The organism is Kribbella swartbergensis, assembly GCF_054784135.1.
On sequence record NZ_BAAGPM010000026.1, the window covers coordinates 111,825 to 129,488 of the forward strand.

Sequence of the window (17,664 nt, forward strand, 5' to 3'; positions counted from 1 at the left end):
GATCAGACCCCTCGGCCGGTGGCCGAGGGGTCTTTTCGTGTGTCCGTTCCCGGCCGTGTGTGAACTCTTGCAATCCACGCGATGATGGTTTGAGAATAATTCACATGAGCGTTCTCGCCGAGTCGCCGCAGCCGAGCCTCGAGGCCCGGATCAACGGGCTGCTGCCCGCGCTGAGTCCCGCGCAGGCCCGGATCGCCACCGAAGTACTGCGGGATCCGGCCGGCGTGGCTGCCTCGACGATCGGTCAGCTCGCCGCCCGCTGTGGCACCTCGCTGCCGAGCGTGACGCGGTTCTGTCTCGCGCTGGGGTTGTCCGGGTACGCCGAACTGCGCCTGGCACTCGCGGCCGAGAGCGGGCGCACCAGCAGCAGCTGGGAGCGGGGGACCGGTGCCGAAGTCCGGCCTGACGACTCGCTGGACGACGTCCTGCGGACCCTGCTGCGCGCCGACACGCGCGCACTCGAGGACACCGTCGCCTCGATCGACGTGAACGCGCTGGGCCGTGCGGTGCAGGCGATCTCGGACGCACGGCGGATCGACATGTACGCCGTCTCGGGCTCGGCGTCGGTCGCGGAGGATCTCCGGCTCCGGCTGCACCGGATCGACCGGGCCGCGAGCACCTGGAGCGACGTGCACAACGCGCTCACGAGTGCGGCGCTGCTCGGTCCGGGTGATGTTGCCCTGGGCATCTCACACAGCGGCGAGACGGTCGAGGTGCTGGAGCCGTTGCAGCGCGCCGGTCGAGGCGGTGCGACAACTGTTGCCGTCACCAACTACCCGCGGTCACCGCTGGCTTTGTGTGCTGACGTCGTACTGCTGACCGCTGCTCGTGATGTCACGTTCAGGACCGGCGGGATGTCGGCCCGCCACGTGCAGATGCTCGTTCTCGACGCCCTCTATCTCGGGGTGGCTCAACGCGACTACCCCTTGGCCGAACAGGCCTTCGATGCGACCGCGGAAGCCGTCGCGTCACACCGCAAGCGCCCCTGATCCGCCCCTGAACAGCTCCGTCCACCCGCCCGTGAGGAGAACCATGCAAAGCCCGCACCGCTCCCTTGGTCCCAGCCGTCGCGCGCTCCTGCTCGGCGCCGGCGCGACCGCCTTGACCGCCGCCGCGTCGACCACCTCGGCCGCAGCGTCGACCACCTCAGCCGCCGCTTCCGGCCCACCGGCCGCCGCCGCCGCGGCCGGCGCCGCCCTCGACCCCGCCGCCGGGTCGGTCTCGCCGGCTGTGATCCCGTCGCCGGACGACCTGCCGCTGACCGGTGGCCCGGAGTTCCCGATCGGGTTGTTCTGGCCGCCGCACCCGTACGCCAGCACGCCGGAGCGGTACGCCGAGATCAAGGCGGCCGGCTTCGACTTCATCATCTCCGGCAACTACGCCGGCGACGGCAACATCTTCCGCTACCAACTCGACCTGGCCCGCACCGCCGGGCTGCAGATGCTGATCTCCGACGACATCCAGATCCGCAACATGTCGCGCTGGTTCTCGATCTCGGACAACCCGGCCGACTTCCTCAGCGTGACCCCGGCGGAGGCGCGGGCGCTCTACATCCGCGCCCGCGACGCCTACGGCCCGTTCTCCTCACTGGCCGGTTTCAACCTGTACGACGAACCCGGCGCGGGCTGGTTCGGCACGCTGGCGAAGGCGGTCGCGGTGTCACGCGAACTGGCTCCGCGGCTGCTGCCGTACATCAACCTCTTCCCGTCCAACGACCCGGCGTACTACCGCAGCTTCGTCGACGTGGTGAAGCCGTCGCTGATCTCGTTCGACCGGTATCCGCTGCTGTCCGAGGGCCGGGAGGACGGGAACTACTTCCACAACTGGGCGATCGTCCGCGACGCCGCGCTGCACGGTGACATCCCGGCGTGGGTGTTCATCCAGACTCTTGCCTACGACAACCATCGCGAGCCGACCGCGGCCGAGCTGCTGTGGCAGGTCAACATCAGCCTCGCCTACGGCGCCAAGGGCATCCAGTACTTCACCTACTGGACTCCGGAGGCGGCACGCGGCGAGGGCTTCGGCCCGGCGCTGATCACGGTCGACGGCCAACGCACACCTCGGTACGCCGCCGCTCGCGCGATCAACACGACGTGGCTGCATCAGGTCGGTCGCGAACTGAAGCCGCTCGTCTCCGAATCCGTTGTCCACGCGAACGAGACACCGCTGCCGAACGGGACGGTGGGGTTCACGCCGACGGCGTTGATCTCTGCCGTCTCCGGATCGCCGGTCGTGGCCGGAACCTTCCGGTCTCGCGACGGTTCGGCCGATCGTTGGGTGTTGGTCGCCAACCGGTCGCACTCCGCCGAGGCGCGGGCGACGCTGACGCCGAACGCCGGTGGGGTCGCGGCGGTAGCGGTGTTCGACCCCCGGACGCAGACCTACGCGCAGCGCGGTGTCGGGGACATTCCGGTGAAGCTGGCCCCCGGCGCCGCCACGCTGCTCAGGCTCCAGGCTCGCTGAGGCCCGTGTAGATCCCCAACGCGCGGAAGCGCAGAGCCGGCGCCGCGTACTCCTCCAGCGCATGGGCGGTCCATCCGACCATCCGTGCCAGCGCGAACAACGCGTCGCCGGCATCTGCCCGGAACTCGAAGGCGTGCATCATCGCCGCCACGGCGAGATCGCTGTTCGGGAACGACGGCATCCGGCCGCTCAGCACCTGAACCGTCTCCACGACCGGGTGGTCGCCGAGCATTCCGAGCAAGACCTCGGCCCGCGGGTCGCGCTCGCGGTAGATCCGGTGCCCGAACCCGGGCACCGGTTCGCCGGAGCGGAGTTGGTCGGACAACGCCTGGAGAGGATCACGCTGCGCTCGCTGGAGGAAGTCGTACGCCAGCGTGGGCGCGGCGCCGTGGTACTGACCGTCCAGTGCGCCAAGTCCTGCCGATATGACGGCGTACAGGTTCGCCCGGGCGCTGGCCGCGACCCTGGCCGCGACCGTCGACACTGCCAGCCCGTGGTCGGCCAACAGGATCAGGGCGGCCTCGAGTAGCTCTGGCCGTGGTCGGTGTGAGGACAGCTTCGGCCAAAGTCGCTTGCCGAGTGAGTCCTGGGCGTTTGCAGTCGGCCCAGGCAGCGCGGCGACCAGTGCGCCGATCAGCTTCTCGGCGGCCAGGGTTACCGATCGGGGTGTCAGGTCGAACCGCATCGGATCGGCGGCTCCCAGTACGGCGACGGCCACGCGCAGACGGTCCGTCAGGCGAGCTGAGTCGGGGAGGACGCTCATCGCGGACCGGGCGAGTTGGACGGCGTCCTGTGGCGCGGGAAAAGGCTGCTGTTCGGCTAGTTCGCCGGTCCAGAGCAGGTGTGCCACGGACTCGGCTGTCGAGCCCGCGGCGAGCTCTCGGACGGAGTGGCCGCGGTAGTAGAGCTCGTCGTCCCGCAGGAGCGTGAGCTCGGTCTCGATCTGCTCGACGACACCGGAGTGCTCCACGGACTTGCTCGCCAGCCGCTCGACCTCCGAGGCCGCGAACAGGCTGCCGCGGCGGCCACGAGCCCGGACGCTCGTCAGCAGCCCGCGGCTCGCGTACGCGTAGATCGTCTCCGGCTTCACCTTCAGCCGGCGGGCGACCTCGGCCGTGGTCAGGTAATTCTCGTCACTCTGCTGGCTCATCCAGCGCTCCTCCGAGCGTCTGCGGGGTTCTCGCCCGGCTCATGTTGACTGGATCAATATTGACAATCATTGATTGCGTGTCAACTCTGAAGACATGTCAACGACAATCAATGTCCCGCCTGGTCTGCGCAACGTTGTCGTCACCGAGACGACCCTCGGTGACGTGCGCGGTGACGAAGGGTTCTACCACTACCGGCAGTACTCGGCGATCGACCTAGCCAAGTCGAAGACCCTCGAGGACGTCTGGTACCTGATGTTCGAGGGTCACCTCCCGACGACCGAGGAGCGCGATCGCTTCGTCGCCGAGGTGGCGCCGTTGCGCGTGCTGCCGGACGAGGTTCGCGCGGTCCTGCCGGCGATTGCCACCGCCGGCCCGGAGTTCAACCCGCTCGCCGGTCTGCGCACCGCCTTGTCGCTCCTGGCCGCCGTACGGAATCTCCCCAAGCTGTGGGATGCCGATCCGGTACGCCGCAAGGCCGACGCGATGCTGGTGTGTGCGGTGACTCCGACGATCCTGGCGGCGCTGTACCGCCTCCGCGAGGGTCAGGAACCGCTCGAGCCGCGGGCCGACCTCTCCGCCGCGGCCAACTGGCTGTACATGGTGACCGGCTCCGAGCCCAGCGCCGTCCAGGCCGCTGCCATCGAGGCCTACCTCGTCGCGACCGTGGACCACGGCTTCAACGCCTCGACGTTCACCGCGCGGGTGATCGCGTCGACGGGTGCCGACGTCGTGGCCGCCATCGCGGGTGCCATCGGCGCCTTCTCGGGTCCGCTGCACGGTGGAGCGCCGGATCGCGCGCTGGCGAGCCTGGACGAGATCGGCACGCCCGACCGGATCGACGCCTGGGTGCGCGAGAAGGTCTCGGCGGGGGACCGGATCATGGGCTTCGGGCACGCGGTCTACCGGACCGAGGACCCGCGGTCGCTGATGCTGCGCGACATCGCCCGCGGCCTGGGCGGGGACCTGGTGGACTTCGCCACCACCGTCGAGCAGCGCATCGTCGACGTACTCGCCGAACTCAAGCCCGGCCGCAACCTCTACGCCAACGTCGAGTTCTACGCCGGCGTCGTGATGGAACTCTGCGGCCTGCCCCGGCCGATGTTCACGCCCACCTTCACGGTCAGCCGCGTGATCGGCTGGTCGGCCAACATCCTCGAACAGTCGCTGGACCCCAAGATCATCCGCCCGGCCGCCACGTACGTCGGCCCGCAGCCACCCGTACCGGTGCCGTAGCACGATCGCAGGCCTGTTGGCGGGCTTTCTGTCCGCCCACAGGTCTGTCAGGCGGCGGGTTTGAACTGCATGGCGTTGTCGGTGACCGGGCCGAAGCGCAGGAGGAGCAGGTCGCGGGGGTAGTTCTGGCGGAGGCGCCAGGGGCCGCGGGTGCCTTGGCGGGGGAGGACCGCCGCGGCTCGCCGGATGTAGCCCGACGACAGGTCGACCACGGGGCGGCGTGGGGCGTCGTACTCGGACGGGTCGATCTCGGGGACACAGATACTGCTGCCGGTGGCGGTGAGGTGGTTGAGCAGTCGGCAGACGTACTGCGACGTCAGGTCGGAGCGGAGCGTCCAGGAGTTGTTGGTGTAGCCGATGCACCACGCCAGGTTCGGTACGCCGTTCAGCCTCATGCCCTTGTAGACGAACCTGTCGTGCGGGTCCACCTGCCGACCGTCGACTGTCAGCTGGATCTTGCCGAGCGCAACCATCCGCAGTCCGGTCGCCGTGACGATCAGATCGGCTTCGAGTTCCTGCCCGGAGCGCAGTCGCAGACCGGACCGCGTGAAGGTCTCGATCTCGTCGGTGACCACGGACGCCGAGCCATCTCGCAGTACCTCGAACAGGTCCGCGTCCGGCACCAGGCAGAGCCGCTGATCCCATGGCTTGTAGCGCGGAGTGAAGTGCGGGTCCACCGGTATCGAGTCCGGCAGTTGCTTGGCCACAGTACTGTTCAGGAGCCACGCTGCATGTGCCGGCCACCTTCGGAAGGCGTTGTAGACCGCCGTACTGAAGGCTACGTTCTTTCCCCGGATCACCCGGTGTGCGACCTTCTCGGGCAGTACGGCGCGCAGCCGGTCGGAGAACGCGTCGCGAGCGGGTCTGGACGCGACATAGCTCGGGGAGCGCTGCAGCATCGTCACGTGCTCCGCCGTCCGAGCCATCGCCGGTACGAGCGTGACAGCCGTCGCACCGCTGCCGATCACCACCACGCGCTGACCGGTGTAGTCCAGGTCGTCCGGCCAGTGCTGCGGGTGCACTACTCGTCCTTCGAACTCACTCTGGCCCGGGAAGTCGACCACATGGCCCGAGTCGTAGTCGTAGTACCCGCTGCACACATACAAGAAGGAGCACGTGTACGACGCCTGCGTCGTCTCTACGGTCCAGAGTGCGTCCTCCGACGACCAGGACGCCCGTACGACGCGCTGCCCGAAGCGGATGTGCTTGTCGATGCCGTAGGTGGACGCTGTCTCGTGCAGGTACTCCATGATCGCCGGGCCGTCCGCGATCGCCTTGGCCGCCTTCCACGGATGGAACGGGAAGCCGAGCGTGAACATGTCGGAGTCGGACCGGATGCCGGGGTAGCGGAACAGGTCCCAGGTCCCGCCGATGCTGTCGCGCGCCTCGAGGATCGCGTACGACCGGTCCGGGCACTGCGTCCGGAGTCGGTAGGCCGCGCCGATCCCGGACAGTCCGGCGCCGACGACGAGGACGTCCAGGTGCTCCATGAATGCCTCCTGGGTGCCTGTTGAGTTCCTGGTCAAGACTACGCGGCGTGGGCAGGATGGTGCCGTTCGTGCACGTCGCGTCACGGTGAGGTGAGCCGGAAACATGACTGGGAAATTCGCGAGCGGTGCTGTCGATTCCGCCTGCCGCCGATCGTCAGCAAGATGTCCAGTACAAGCGCGAGGCAAGGGAGCCGGAAATGGCGCAGTACATGTTCCTGCTGTTCGACAGCGAAGAGTGGTACGACAACGTCACGCCGGAGGAGTGGCAGCAGGCGATGAAACTGCACGGTGCGTTCATGGAGGCCGTGGAGAAGGCGGGCGCGCGGGTCCTCGGCGGCGAGGCACTCGAGCGGTCCAGCACCGCGAGCACGGTGCGGCAGCGCGAGGGCGCCGAGCCGCTGGTCACCGACGGGCCGTTCATCGAGACCAAGGAGGCGCTCGGCGGCTTCTACGTGATCGAGGCGCGCGACCTCGACCAGGCGCTCGAGCTCGCCAAGCTCTGCCCGTCGGGGAACGTCGAGGTCCGCCCGGTGATGGACACCTCGGCGGACTCGCAGCCACCGGCCTGACGATGACGCACCAGCGGGTACGCCGACGGCTTGCAGACGCCGGCGTACCCCGGCTCACCGCCCGGGTGGTGTGACAGTGGGAGTGTCGGCGGTCGAGGTCGCGCGGGTGGTGGACCGGGCGCACCGGGAGAGCTGGTCGACCGTCCTCGCATCGGTGGTGCGGCTGACGCGGGATCTGGACCTGGCCGAGGACTGCACGCAGGACGCGTTCGTGCAGGCGTTGCGGACCTGGCCGGACGGCATCCCGTCGAATCCGGGCGGCTGGCTGACCACGGTCGCCCGGCGGCAGGCGCTCGACCGGATGCGGCGGGAGACGACCCTGCGGCGGAAGCTTCCGCTGCTGGTGGAGGATCCCGTCGCTCCGGGCGACGAGGAGCAGCCGACGGATCCCCTGCGGCTGGTGTTCACCTGCTGCCACCCCGCGCTGGCGCGGGAGTCGCAGATCGCGCTGACGTTGCGGCTGATCTGCGGCCTCACCACGCGCGAGGTGGCGGCCGGCCTGCTGATCAGCGAGCCGACGGCGGCGGCGCGGATCACCCGGGCGAAGAAGAAGATCGCCGCGGCCTCGATCCCGTACCGGATCCCGGCCGACGACGAGTTGCCGGCACGGCTGGACGCCGTACTGACCGTCGTCCATCTCGTGTACACGGCCGGGCACGTGGCGGCGGGGTCCGAGCTGACGCGCACGGATCTGACCGGGCGGGCGATCGAGCTCGCGCGGCTGCTCGTGCGGTTGATGCCGGACGAGCCGGAGCCGCAGGCGTTGCTGGGTTTGCTGTTGATGACGGAGGCGCGCGGAGACGCGCGGCTGAGCGAGGACGGGGAGTTGGTGCTGCTGGCGGATCAGGACCGGTCACGATGGGACGCCCGGATGCTGGCAGAAGGTGTGTCGAGGGCGACGGCCGCGTTGGAGCGCGGGCACGGTCGCTTCGCTCTGCAGGCGGCCGTCGCCGGACTGCACGTGACCGCGCCGTCGTGGGAGAAGACGGACTGGGGTCAGGTGGTGCGGATGTACGACGCGATGATGGTCAGCTGGCCGACGCCGATCGTCGCGCTCAACCGAGCCGCCGCCCGCAGTCTCGTGCCGGGCGCCGACCTCGGCGCGGTCCTCGCCGAACTGGATGCCCTCAGCAACGAACCGGCCCTGGCGTCGTACGCCTACCTGCCGGCCGCGCGCGCCGACATCCTGACCCGCCTCGGCCGCACCCAGGAAGCGGCCGACGCCTACCGAGCCTGGCGATCACCCTCACCGCCAACGAAACCGAACGCCGCTTCCTCACCCACCGCCTGTCCGCCCTCCCCAGCTGACCGCTTGAGATTCGGCCGGCATTCCCCAGCTCCTGCAAATGAGCTCGGTCTCACTCCGGCAGCTGGAGGGGGAGTCCGAATCGGGTGACGAGAGCGGGGTTGCTGAAGGCGTGGATGTGGCTGAGACCGGTTGGGGTGGGGGTGAGGACGGCGAGTCCGTACGCCCGGTATGTCGCGTGGTCGTCGCGGAGGTAGGCAGCGGCGGCGGGCTGACCGTTGGCGAACGTGCCGATCATGCGCCAGTCACCGGGGGAGCCGACCGCCTGCTCCAGCAGCCGCAGGCAGGTGACGCGGCCGGAGAACCAGGTGCTCGTACCGACCAGCTCGATCGCCGCGTCGGTCCGCAGGGCTCGTTCGAGCGCTGCGACGTCGGCCTTCTCGAAACCCTCGATGTAGGTGTCGAGCAGGGCACGCGCCTGCGGGTCCGTAGGCTCGACGACCGACGAGCGATCGGGCGCCGCCTCGTCCAGGCGGGCCCGCGCCCGTTGCAGCGTGCTCTTCACCGCCGCGACCGTGGTGTCGAGCATCACCGCGACCTCCGCGGCAGGAAAGGCGAGGACCTCCCGCAGGATCAGTACGGCGCGCTGCCTCGGGGCGAGGTGTTGCAACGCCGCGATGAGCGCCAGCCGGAGGCTCTCCCTGGTGGTCACGATCGTCGCCGGATCAGAGGACACCAACGCGTCGGGAAACGGCTCCACCCACGCCACATCGGTCGGTGACGCAGGGCCGGTGGGGTCGTCGCCGGGCGCGCCGAGCCCGGACGGCAAAGCCCGCCTGCCGCGCTGCTCGAGCGCGGTCAGGCAGGCGTTGGTGGCGATCCGGTAGAGCCAGACCCGCAGCGACGACCGTCCTTCGAAGGCGGAGTACGACCGCCAGGCCCGCAGGTACGTCTCCTGCACGAGGTCCTCGGCCTCGTCCACCGAGGCGAGCATCCGGTAGCAGTGCGCCAGCAGTTCCTTCCGGAACGGTTCGGTACGGCGTTCGAAGTCAGCCCTGCCCGTCATCACGCTTCCCTGTGTACAGCAGGTGAGGGCGAACCCAGTCGGCCATCCGCCGGATCGCGTCGTCGGCCTCCGGCGCCCGGCCGGCCGCCATCTGGAAGGTGTGCTGCATGTCGGGGAACACGTCGAGCCGCACCTCGACGCCCGCCGCCCGCGCTTGCGCGGCGAGTGAATGGGCGTCGTCCAGCAGCACCTCGTCGCCGCCCACCTGGATGTACAGCGGCCCGAACCCGGACAACTTTCCGTACAACGGATTCGCCAGCGGATCCCGCGGATCACCGTCCGGGCCCAGGAACGTCCCGGCGAGTTCGCGCACCAGGTCCCGGTGGAAGAACGCGTCCCGCTCGCGATTGACGTCGTACGACGACCCGGTCGCCTCCAGGTCCACCCACGGTGAGATCGCCAGTGTGGCGACAGGCAACGGCAGGCCGAGCTCCCGGGCCTGCAGTTGCGTGGTGATCGCCAGCCCGCCCCCGGCGGAGTCGCCGCAGAACGCGACCGCGCTCACGCCCTGGTCGAGCAGCCACCGGTACGCCGCGGTCGCGTCCTCCACCTGAGCCGGATGAGTGTGATCAGGAGCCAGCCGGTAGTCGAAGACCAGCGCCCGCGCCCCGACCGCCCGCGCGAGGTGCCCGAACAGCTTCCGGTGCGAGTACATCGACCCGCCGACGAATCCGCCGCCATGCATGCACAGCAACACCCGGTCCGGTACGGCGCCCTTCGGCACGATCCACAACGCGGGCAACTCCTCCACCGAGATGTAGTCCACTCCCGGTGGTTCGCGGGTGAGACCTGCCCACGTGTGGTCGGCGGCCTCCTGATCCACCGGCTGCTCCACGCGTGCCGCTTCCCAGTGCCGTCGTACCGCCTCGGATTCCTTGCTCGGCATTTTCCCTGTCCCTTCGTCGACAGTCACGGTCGCGTATAGAGACCGGAGAGCCGCCCGAAAGGAATCGGTGCCGTGCTCCACCGGAGTACGAGTGCGCTAATCCAGTTGGCGTGGCCGGGCAGGGTTTGGCAGAGTCTCGCGGGTGGAGCTGATCGGCCAGGGGATGGAAGGTGCCGTCTACGATCTCAGGGACGGCCGGGTTCGCAAGATCTGGTTCGATCGGCGGCCGGACGACGTACGCCCGCTGAAGGCGTTCCTGGACGAACTGCCGCCGCTGCCGTTCCGTACGCCGCGGATCCACGAGATCACTGCGGACGCGAACGGGCAGGCCGTCAGCGAGGAGGACCTGCTCACAGGCACGGCGCTGCACGAGGCCGGGCTCACCGAGGAGCAGGCGCTCGACGCGTTCGTCGCCGTGGTCGAGGCACTCGGTACGACCACACCGGGCCCGGCGAGCAAGGCGCTCCTGGTCCTGAACCAGCCGTTCTGGCGCGACGACCTGTCCTGGGGCGAGGCGCTGGCAGACCTGGTACGCCGACGTGCCGCCGAGTCCCGTCATCACCTCGAGCGCGACGTCGCCGACTTCGGCACCCTGCTCGAGAGCCTGACGACCCGGTTGGCTTCGATCGAGCCCGAGCGGCTCAGCGCCGTGCACGGTGACATCTGCCAGCCCAACCTGCTGATGGACGGCCCGCGGACGGCTGCGGTACTGGACTGGGGTTTCTACTCGACGGCCGGTGACAACACCTTCGACGCCGCGTTGGCGGCCGGTTTCTTCGACATGTACGGTCCGGACGCGCAGCGGCTCGACAATCTGCTGCTGGACCGGTTCGAGCGGCTCGGGCACGACCGGCAGCGGATGTACCTGTACCGCGCGGCGTACGCCATCACCACCGCGACGATCTACGACGCGGACGCCAACGACGGCCACTACGCCTGGTGCGTCGCCACTCTCAACCGGTTGGCTAGATGATCGGCTCGCCGCCGCGCAGGTTGTGAAGCATCGACGGGTTGCGGAGGATGCGCGGCAGCCGGCGCACGTTCAGCGGCGAGACGAGTCCCTCCAGAGCGTCGGGCGCGTGCCAGCCGATGGACCGGATCTCGAAACCGTCCGGGTGCAGGGTGTCGATCAGTGACGGGTCGTGGACACCGCCGTCGTACAGGATCTCGACGGCGTCACCCCAGCCCTCCCAGCGCGGCAGCCAGTCGATCGCGAGTACGCTGAGCAGCGGCAGAGCGACCCCGATCTCCTCCTCCATCTCACGGGACGCCCCGGTCGCCGGGTCCTCGTCCGGCTCGACCACACCGCCGGGCAGCTCCAGATCCTTCTTGTAGCTGACCTGACACAGCAGCACCCGCCCGGCGGTGTCCCGCACGACCACGTGGGCGATCACGCGCTTCTTCGGCAGCGTCGAGTCCATCAGGGCGGTCCAGCCCGTCACCGTGTCCGGACGTGGGTCGTCCTTCCGCATCCCGTACACGGCCACGTCGCGGCGCTCGTCGTCCACCAGCGCCGCACCCCGCAGTACGCCCTCGCGCCGGAAACCGGACCGGATCGCGACCCGGGCGGACGCATGGATCTCCGGATCCACCTCGACCTGCAGCCGCTCCAGCCCGAGCTCGTCGAAGGCATAGTCCGCCACCAGCCGGACCGCCCGCTGCGCGACGTCAGGCCCGCCGTTCATCGCCCAGGTGACCACGCCGACCCCGGGCGTCGTCCGGCGTACCTCGACGGTGCCGACCGGGCCGCTGTGCTCGACCTCGAAGATCACCACGTGCTGATCCTGCTGGGAGGGTCGCAGGCTCAGCTCACCATCGGTCAGCGGATGTACGGCGGTCACTCCGTGAACGCTACCCGGTGAAGCGAAGGTACACCGTCGCCAGGGGTGGGACGGACAGCTCGGCGCTGGTCTCCATGCCGTGCCAGCTCGGCCCGTTGGCCTCCACGCTGCCGAAGTTGCCCACACCGGAGCCGCCGTAGGCCTCGGCGTCGGTGTTGACCGCCTCCTCCCAGACACCCGAGTACGGGAGGCCGAGCCGGTAACCGTGGTGCGGGATGGCGGAGAAGTTCACCACGCAGGCAATGGTGGGCTCGCCGTCGTCGCCGTACCGGACGAACGAGAACACGTTGTTGCCGGCGTCGTTGGCGTCGATCCAGGTGAACCTGTCCGGCGCGTGGTCGGTCCGCCAGAGTGCCGCGTTCTCGCGATAGACCCCGTTCAGGTCGCGGACCAGTTGCTGCAGGCCACGGTGGTCGGTGTGGTCCAGCAGCCACCAGTCGAGTTCGCCCTTCTCGGACCACTCCGACTCCTGGCCGAACTCGCAGCCCATGAACAGCAGTTGCTTGCCCGGATGCGCCCACATCATCGCCAGGTACGCGCGCAGGTTCGCCAGTTGCTGCCAGCGGTCGCCCGGCATCTTGCGCAGCAGCGAACCCTTGCCGTGGACAACTTCGTCGTGGGACAGCGGGAGGACGAAGTTCTCCGAGTACGCGTACATCATCGAGAACGTCAGCTCGTGGTGGTGGTACTGCCGGTGGACCGGCTCGTGCGCCAGGTAGCGCAGCGAGTCGTTCATCCAGCCCATGTTCCACTTGAACCCGAACCCGAGCCCGCCCAGGTGCGTCGCCCGGGTGACACCCGGCCACGACGTGGACTCCTCGGCCACCGTGATGACACCGGGGACCCGCTTGTAGAGCGTCGCGTTCATCTCCTGCAGGAACGACACCGCCTCGAGGTTCTCGCGGCCGCCGTACTGGTTCGGCACCCACTGGCCCTCGCCGCGGGAGTAGTCGAGGTAGAGCATCGACGCGACCGCATCGACCCGGAGGCCGTCGATGTGGAACTCCTCGGCCCAGTAGGTCGCGTTCGCGACCAGGAAGTTGCGCACCTGCGGCCGGCCGAAGTCGAACACCAGCGTGCCCCAGTCCGGCTGCTCGCCGCGGCGCGGGTCCGGGTGCTCGTACAGCGGCGTCCCGTCGAACCGGGCCAGCGCCCAGGCGTCCTTCGGGAAGTGCGCCGGCACCCAGTCGACGATGACGCCGATCCCGGCCTGGTGCAGCCGGTCGACCAGGAACCGGAAGTCGTCCGGGTCGCCGAACCGCGAGGTCGGCGCGAAGTACGACGTCACCTGGTAACCCCACGAGCCGCCGAACGGATGTTCCATCACCGGCATGAACTCGACGTGGGTGAAGCCCATCTCGTTGACATAGGCAACGAGCTCGTCGGCCAGCTCGCGGTACGACCGGCCCTTGCGCCAGGAGCCGAGGTGCACCTCGTACACGCTCATCGGCTCGGCGTAGGCCTGCGACGCCGCGCGCCGCTGCAGCCAGTCGGCGTCGTTCCACTCGTACGTCGACTCGTGCACGACGGACGCGTTCGCCGGGGGAGTCTCGGCCAGGCTGGCCATCGGGTCGGCCTTCTGCCGCCAGACGCCGTCGCGACCGCAGATGTCGAACTTGTACCGCGTCCCCGGTCCGACCCCCGGGACGAACAGTTCCCACACCCCGGACCCGCCGAGGGAGCGCATCGGATGCGCCCGGCCGTCCCAGAAGTTGAAGTCCGCGGTGAGGCGGATGCCCTGTGCGTTCGGGGCCCAGACGGCGAACGACGTCCCCGTGATGGTCCCGGCCGGGCCGTCGTACCGGCGGACGTGCGCGCCGAGCACCGTCCACAGCTGCTCGTGCCGGCCCTCGCCGATCAGATGCAGGTCGACCTCACCGAGCGACGGCAGGTAGCGGTACGGGTCGTCCACCTCGACCGCGGGGCCGTCGGTGTAGCGGACCTCGAGGCGGTAGTCGGGCACCTTGTCGGTGTCGAGCACACCGACCCAGACGCCTTCGAACTCGTGCCGCAACTCGAGTCGCTGGTCGTCCCACAGCACCGTCACCGACTGGGCGAACGGGCGCAGTACGCGCACCGTGACACCGCTCTCGCCCAGGTGCGGCCCGAGGACCTGATGAGGATCGTGATACGTCCCGCCGACCAGTCGTTCCAGCACCGTCCGTTCGACCGGAACCGCCGTCACGACAGGTTCCTCGGCCGCCGCCGGCGGCGTCTCGAAAGGCTCGGTCACCGGTGCGGTGTCGCGCTCGCTCGATCCCATGAACTCCATCCTGCCCGATATTCGGCCATCTACCGCACCCCCGTACCCGACGAGGCGCGACGTACACGCAAGGTCGTCAGTGCCCGGCCAGTTGGGCGGCCGCGGCGAGGGGGATGGGGAGCCAGGTCGGACGGTTGCGCGCCTCGTACAGGGTCTCGTAGACGACCTTGTCGGCCAGGAACGCGCTCAGCAGCACCCCTTGCTGCCGTGGATCCGTGCCCGCCACCTCGGCGTACCCGTCGCAGAAGGCCTGCTGGTTCCGGTCCGCCCACTCGGCCGCCCGGTAGGCGATCTGCTGGTCTCCCTGGTGATCGGCCAGCAGCGACCGGGCCGCGTAGTCGAACGACCGCAGCATCCCCGCGATGTCCTTGATCGGGGTGTCCAGCGCCCGCCGCTCGATCAGCGACTTGGCCGGCTCGCCCTCGAAGTCGATCAGCTTCCAGCCGTCGATCGTCCGCAGCACCTGACCCAGGTGGAAGTCACCGTGGATCCGCTGCACCGGGATCGGCTGGCCGTACACCGCGAGCGCCTCGAACGCCCGGGCCAGCCCGGGGGCGTACGGCGCCAGCTCCGGGATCGCCGCGGCCGCCGCGTCGAGCCGGCGCCGCATCGCCGCGGCATGCTCGACCAGCTTCGCCGGCTCCCAGATGTCGGTGCCGAGCGCCTTCGCCAGCTCGGAGTGCACCTGCGCCGTACTCGCGCCGAGCCGGTGCGACTCGCCCGCGAAGTCACCGCCGACCTCCTCGGCGTGCAGGTCGCCCTCGGCGTACAGGTCACGGACCGACGAACACGCGAACGCCCAGCCGTCGGTCGCGTTCTTCTGGAACACCGTCATCATCGCCAGCTCGCCGGTGTCGGTCCCGCCGCCCGGCCGCGGCCAGGTGCCCCGCGCGGAGCCGAGCACCTCCGGAACCAGGTCGGACCCCGCCTCGGTGAGCGCCGACTCGATCTCGACCCCGGGATTGCTCCCGGGCTCGAGCCGGCGGAACACCTTCAGCAGCGCCACGTCGCCGAACACCAGCGACGTGTTGCTCTGCTCCACCGTGAGGACGAGCGACTGCGCGTTCTCCGGTACGACGGTGGGCCGCTCCGGAGCGTGGACGGGATGGAACTCCAGCCCGTCCAGCCGCCGTCCGTGGGTGAGCCCGTCCAGCCAGTACGGCGTCGCCTCCTTGTCGTGCAACGCGTCGTACACCCAGACCTGGGTGTCGCCCAGGTCCTGCTCCTCCCACTCACCGACCAGGGCGTGGCCGAGGTTCTCGACCGGTTCGCGGTGGTAGCTGAGCGGCAGCTGGTACACCCGGATCGGGAAGTCCGATCCGGGCGGGCCGGAACAGTAGACGAACCCGATCCGGACCGCGGGCCAGGCGCCCTCGTCCGACAGCCACACCGAGGTGGCCATCGCTTCGACGTGGACGTCGTGTCCCTTCTCGCCGAACCACCGCTGGCCCGAGCAGAAGGACTGGACCTGGTCCAGATGGGAAGTCACGAAATGCTCTCCTCATGGTCAGCCGGCCTGTTCACCGGCAGCCGGAACCAGTAGAAACCGTGCGCGCCGAGCGTCAAAAGGTAGGGCAACTCACCGATGGTCGGGAAGTGCACCCCGCCGAGCAGCTCGATCGGCTCCACGCCCTGCCACTGGCGCAGGTCCAGCTCGATCGGCTGCGGGAACCTCGACAGGTTGTTCACGCACAGCACCACGTCGTCACCGAACTCGCGGACGTACGACAGCACGCTGGGGTTGGAGCCCCCCAGGTCTGTGAAAGTACCCATGCCGAAACACGGGTGCTGCTTGCGGGTCTGGATCATCCGCCGGGTCCAGTGCAGCAGCGACGAGGCGTTCTCCATCTCGGCCTCGACGTTGACCGCCTGGTAGCCGTAGACCGGGTCCATGATGACCGGCAGGCTGAGCTTGCCCGGGGTGGCGGTGGAGAACGACGCGTTGCGGTCCGGTGACCACTGCATCGGGGTCCGCACACCGTCGCGGTCGCCGAGCCAGATGTTGTCACCCATGCCGATCTCGTCGCCGTAGTACAGGATCGGCGAACCCGGCAGGCTGAGCAGCAGCGCGGTGAACAACTCCATCTTGTTGGTGTCGTTGTCCAGCAGCGGCGCCAGCCGCCGGCGGATGCCGATGTTGGCCTTCATCCGCGGGTCCTGGGCGTACTCGGACCACATGTAGTCGCGGTCCTCGTCGGTGACCATCTCGAGCGTCAGTTCGTCGTGGTTGCGCAGGAAGATGCCCCACTGGCAGGTGTCCGGGATCTCCGGGGTCTGGGCCAGGATCTCCGAGATCGGGAACCGCGACTCCCGCCGTACCCCCATGAAGATGCGCGGCATCACCGGGAAGTGGAACGCCATCTGGCATTCGTCACCGCCCGACGAGCGGTCGCCGAAGTACTCCACCACGTCGGCCGGCCACTGGTTCGCCTCGCACAGCAGCACGCGGTCCTCGTAGTTCGCGTCGACCTCCTTGCGGACCCGCTTGAGGAACTCGTGCGTGCGCGGGAGGTTCTCACAGTTGGTGCCCTCCTGCTCGAACAGGTACGGCACCGCGTCCAGCCGGAAGCCGTCCACGCCCAGGTCGAGCCAGAACTTCAGCGCCTCGATCATCGCGTCGCCGACGGCCGGGTTCTCGAAGTTCAGGTCGGGCTGGTTGGAGTAGAACCGGTGCCAGAAGTACTGGCCGCGGACCGGGTCCCAGGTCCAGTTCGACGTCTCGGTGTCGACGAAGATAATGCGGGCGTCGGCGTACTTGTCGTCGGTGTCGGACCAGACGTAGAAGTCGCCGTACGGGCCGTCCGGGTCCTCCCGCGACGCCTGGAACCAGGGGTGCTGGTCGGAGGTGTGGTTCATCACGAAGTCGACGATCACCCGGATCCCGCGCGCGTGCGACTGGTTCAGGAACTCGGCGAAGTCCGCGATCGTCCCGACCTCCGGCATCACCCCGGTGTAGTCGGAGATGTCGTAGCCGCCGTCGCGCAGTGGCGACGGATAGAACGGCGGTAACCAGAGACAGTCCACCCCGAGCCACTCGAGATAGTCGAGTTTCTCGGTCAGGCCCTGCAGATCGCCGATGCCGTCGGCGTTCGAGTCCTTGAAGGACCGCACGAGGACCTCGTAGAAGACGGCCCGCTTGAACCACAGCGGGTCACTCTTCGTCAGTCCGTGGTGCTGCTCCGGCAGCATGTCGGTCACGCTCACCTCCATCGGGTGTCTCCAAACCTAGCGGTACTGCGGACTGTCGCCACAGATCGCGGCGACAGTGTGGGTGGACTTTCCCGGGCGTGCTCTGGTTCCCATACCCCGTTGCGGAGTTCGTACTCAAGGCAGGGGAGGATCGCAGGCTGTGTCCGGGGTGGTCCAGGTGATGTGGTGACGCCGTGGGGTGGGCGGTACCGGCCAGGCGTTGCGCTCAGTCTGACGGTCCTTTGCCAGTACAAGCAAATAGGGGCC

At 68.9% G+C, this 17,664-nt stretch carries 14 protein-coding genes; 6 read left to right on the plus strand and 8 right to left on the minus strand.

Features of this window, described 5'->3' with window-relative positions; all coding sequences use genetic code 11:
* Window positions 1-104 precede the first annotated feature (104 nt).
* Entirely contained in the window at window positions 105-989 is an 885-nt protein-coding gene (locus ACYVOK_RS24630; RefSeq protein WP_460664896.1) for a MurR/RpiR family transcriptional regulator, read from the plus strand.
* Between the two features lie 43 nt (window positions 990-1,032).
* Window positions 1,033-2,463: a hypothetical protein gene (locus tag ACYVOK_RS24635; protein WP_460664897.1), complete on the plus strand. Its 1,431-nt coding sequence runs from the start codon at window positions 1,033-1,035 to the stop codon at window positions 2,461-2,463.
* Here the strand turns inward: ACYVOK_RS24635 and ACYVOK_RS24640 are convergent.
* On the minus strand, window positions 2,444-3,613 hold the full coding sequence (locus tag ACYVOK_RS24640) for a citrate/2-methylcitrate synthase (RefSeq protein WP_460664898.1): 1,170 nt from the start codon (window positions 3,611-3,613) through the stop codon (window positions 2,444-2,446). The genes ACYVOK_RS24635 and ACYVOK_RS24640 overlap by 20 nt on opposite strands.
* 94 nt (window positions 3,614-3,707) lie before the next feature.
* Here ACYVOK_RS24640 and ACYVOK_RS24645 point away from each other — a divergent pair, with 94 nt between their 5' ends.
* The gene (locus ACYVOK_RS24645; RefSeq protein WP_460664899.1) at window positions 3,708-4,847 is read left to right on the plus strand and encodes a citrate/2-methylcitrate synthase; all 1,140 of its coding nucleotides are present in this window, start codon (window positions 3,708-3,710) and stop codon (window positions 4,845-4,847) included.
* A 47-nt stretch (window positions 4,848-4,894) separates the two neighbouring features.
* Here ACYVOK_RS24645 and ACYVOK_RS24650 read toward each other — a convergent pair whose 3' ends face one another.
* Entirely contained in the window at window positions 4,895-6,337 is a 1,443-nt protein-coding gene (locus ACYVOK_RS24650) for a flavin-containing monooxygenase (RefSeq protein WP_460664900.1), read from the minus strand.
* 197 nt (window positions 6,338-6,534) lie between these two features.
* On the opposite strand from ACYVOK_RS24650, the gene ACYVOK_RS24655 reads away from it, so the two are divergent.
* Together ACYVOK_RS24655 and ACYVOK_RS24660 are read left to right on the plus strand one after the other, a co-directional pair.
* Window positions 6,535-6,906, plus strand: coding sequence for a YciI family protein (locus tag ACYVOK_RS24655; protein WP_460664901.1), 372 nt, complete (start codon window positions 6,535-6,537; stop codon window positions 6,904-6,906).
* Between the two features lie 70 nt (window positions 6,907-6,976).
* Entirely contained in the window at window positions 6,977-8,302 is a 1,326-nt protein-coding gene (locus ACYVOK_RS24660) for an RNA polymerase sigma factor (RefSeq protein WP_460664902.1), read from the plus strand.
* Here ACYVOK_RS24660 and ACYVOK_RS24665 read toward each other — a convergent pair.
* Both ACYVOK_RS24665 and ACYVOK_RS24670 read right to left on the minus strand, forming a co-directional pair.
* A complete protein-coding gene (locus ACYVOK_RS24665) occupies window positions 8,265-9,218 on the minus strand; it encodes a sigma-70 family RNA polymerase sigma factor (RefSeq protein ID WP_460664903.1) in 954 nt (317 codons plus the stop codon). The two genes, ACYVOK_RS24660 and ACYVOK_RS24665, sit on opposite strands and share 38 nt — an antisense overlap.
* Complete coding sequence (locus tag ACYVOK_RS24670) at window positions 9,202-10,104, minus strand: alpha/beta hydrolase (protein ID WP_460664904.1); 903 nt, start codon at window positions 10,102-10,104, stop codon at window positions 9,202-9,204. The genes ACYVOK_RS24665 and ACYVOK_RS24670 overlap by 17 nt, the downstream gene beginning before the upstream one ends.
* Before the next feature lie 142 nt (window positions 10,105-10,246).
* On the opposite strand from ACYVOK_RS24670, the gene ACYVOK_RS24675 reads away from it, so the two are divergent.
* Window positions 10,247-11,077 carry a phosphotransferase gene (locus ACYVOK_RS24675; RefSeq protein ID WP_460664905.1) on the plus strand — a complete coding sequence of 277 codons (831 nt, stop codon included), beginning with the start codon at window positions 10,247-10,249 and terminating at the stop codon, window positions 11,075-11,077.
* Here the strand turns inward: ACYVOK_RS24675 and ACYVOK_RS24680 are convergent.
* The 4 genes from ACYVOK_RS24680 to treS all read right to left on the minus strand — a co-directional run bounded on the left by ACYVOK_RS24680 (window position 11,070) and on the right by treS (window position 17,418).
* Window positions 11,070-11,945 (minus strand): NUDIX hydrolase, encoded by an 876-nt coding sequence (locus ACYVOK_RS24680; RefSeq protein ID WP_460664906.1) that lies wholly within the window; start codon window positions 11,943-11,945, stop codon window positions 11,070-11,072. The two genes, ACYVOK_RS24675 and ACYVOK_RS24680, sit on opposite strands and share 8 nt — an antisense overlap.
* A gap of 10 nt (window positions 11,946-11,955) precedes the next feature.
* Window positions 11,956-14,208, minus strand: a complete 2,253-nt coding sequence (gene glgB / locus ACYVOK_RS24685) for a 1,4-alpha-glucan branching protein GlgB (protein ID WP_460664907.1) — start codon at window positions 14,206-14,208, stop codon at window positions 11,956-11,958.
* A gap of 76 nt (window positions 14,209-14,284) precedes the next feature.
* Window positions 14,285-15,697 carry a maltokinase N-terminal cap-like domain-containing protein gene (locus ACYVOK_RS24690; protein ID WP_460664908.1) on the minus strand — a complete coding sequence of 471 codons (1,413 nt, stop codon included), beginning with the start codon at window positions 15,695-15,697 and terminating at the stop codon, window positions 14,285-14,287.
* The gene (gene treS / locus ACYVOK_RS24695; protein ID WP_460664909.1) at window positions 15,694-17,418 is read right to left on the minus strand and encodes a maltose alpha-D-glucosyltransferase; all 1,725 of its coding nucleotides are present in this window, start codon (window positions 17,416-17,418) and stop codon (window positions 15,694-15,696) included. The genes ACYVOK_RS24690 and treS overlap by 4 nt, the downstream gene beginning before the upstream one ends.
* Between the last annotated feature and the right edge of the window lie 246 nt (window positions 17,419-17,664).

Excerpts from the sequence above, each read along its gene's own strand:
- ACYVOK_RS24670 (WP_460664904.1), bottom strand. The coding sequence starts at position 10,104 with ATGCCGAGCAAGGAATCCGAGGCGGTACGACGGCACTGGGAAGCGGCA.
- treS (WP_460664909.1), bottom strand. The coding sequence starts at position 17,418 with ATGGAGGTGAGCGTGACCGACATGCTGCCGGAGCAGCACCACGGACTG.
- ACYVOK_RS24655 (WP_460664901.1), top strand. The coding sequence starts at position 6,535 with ATGGCGCAGTACATGTTCCTGCTGTTCGACAGCGAAGAGTGGTACGAC.
- ACYVOK_RS24630 (WP_460664896.1), top strand. The coding sequence starts at position 105 with ATGAGCGTTCTCGCCGAGTCGCCGCAGCCGAGCCTCGAGGCCCGGATC.
- ACYVOK_RS24635 (WP_460664897.1), top strand. The coding sequence starts at position 1,033 with ATGCAAAGCCCGCACCGCTCCCTTGGTCCCAGCCGTCGCGCGCTCCTG.
- ACYVOK_RS24665 (WP_460664903.1), bottom strand. The coding sequence starts at position 9,218 with ATGACGGGCAGGGCTGACTTCGAACGCCGTACCGAACCGTTCCGGAAG.
- ACYVOK_RS24645 (WP_460664899.1), top strand. The coding sequence starts at position 3,708 with ATGTCAACGACAATCAATGTCCCGCCTGGTCTGCGCAACGTTGTCGTC.
- ACYVOK_RS24650 (WP_460664900.1), bottom strand. The coding sequence starts at position 6,337 with ATGGAGCACCTGGACGTCCTCGTCGTCGGCGCCGGACTGTCCGGGATC.
- ACYVOK_RS24640 (WP_460664898.1), bottom strand. The coding sequence starts at position 3,613 with ATGAGCCAGCAGAGTGACGAGAATTACCTGACCACGGCCGAGGTCGCC.
- glgB (WP_460664907.1), bottom strand. The coding sequence starts at position 14,208 with ATGGGATCGAGCGAGCGCGACACCGCACCGGTGACCGAGCCTTTCGAG.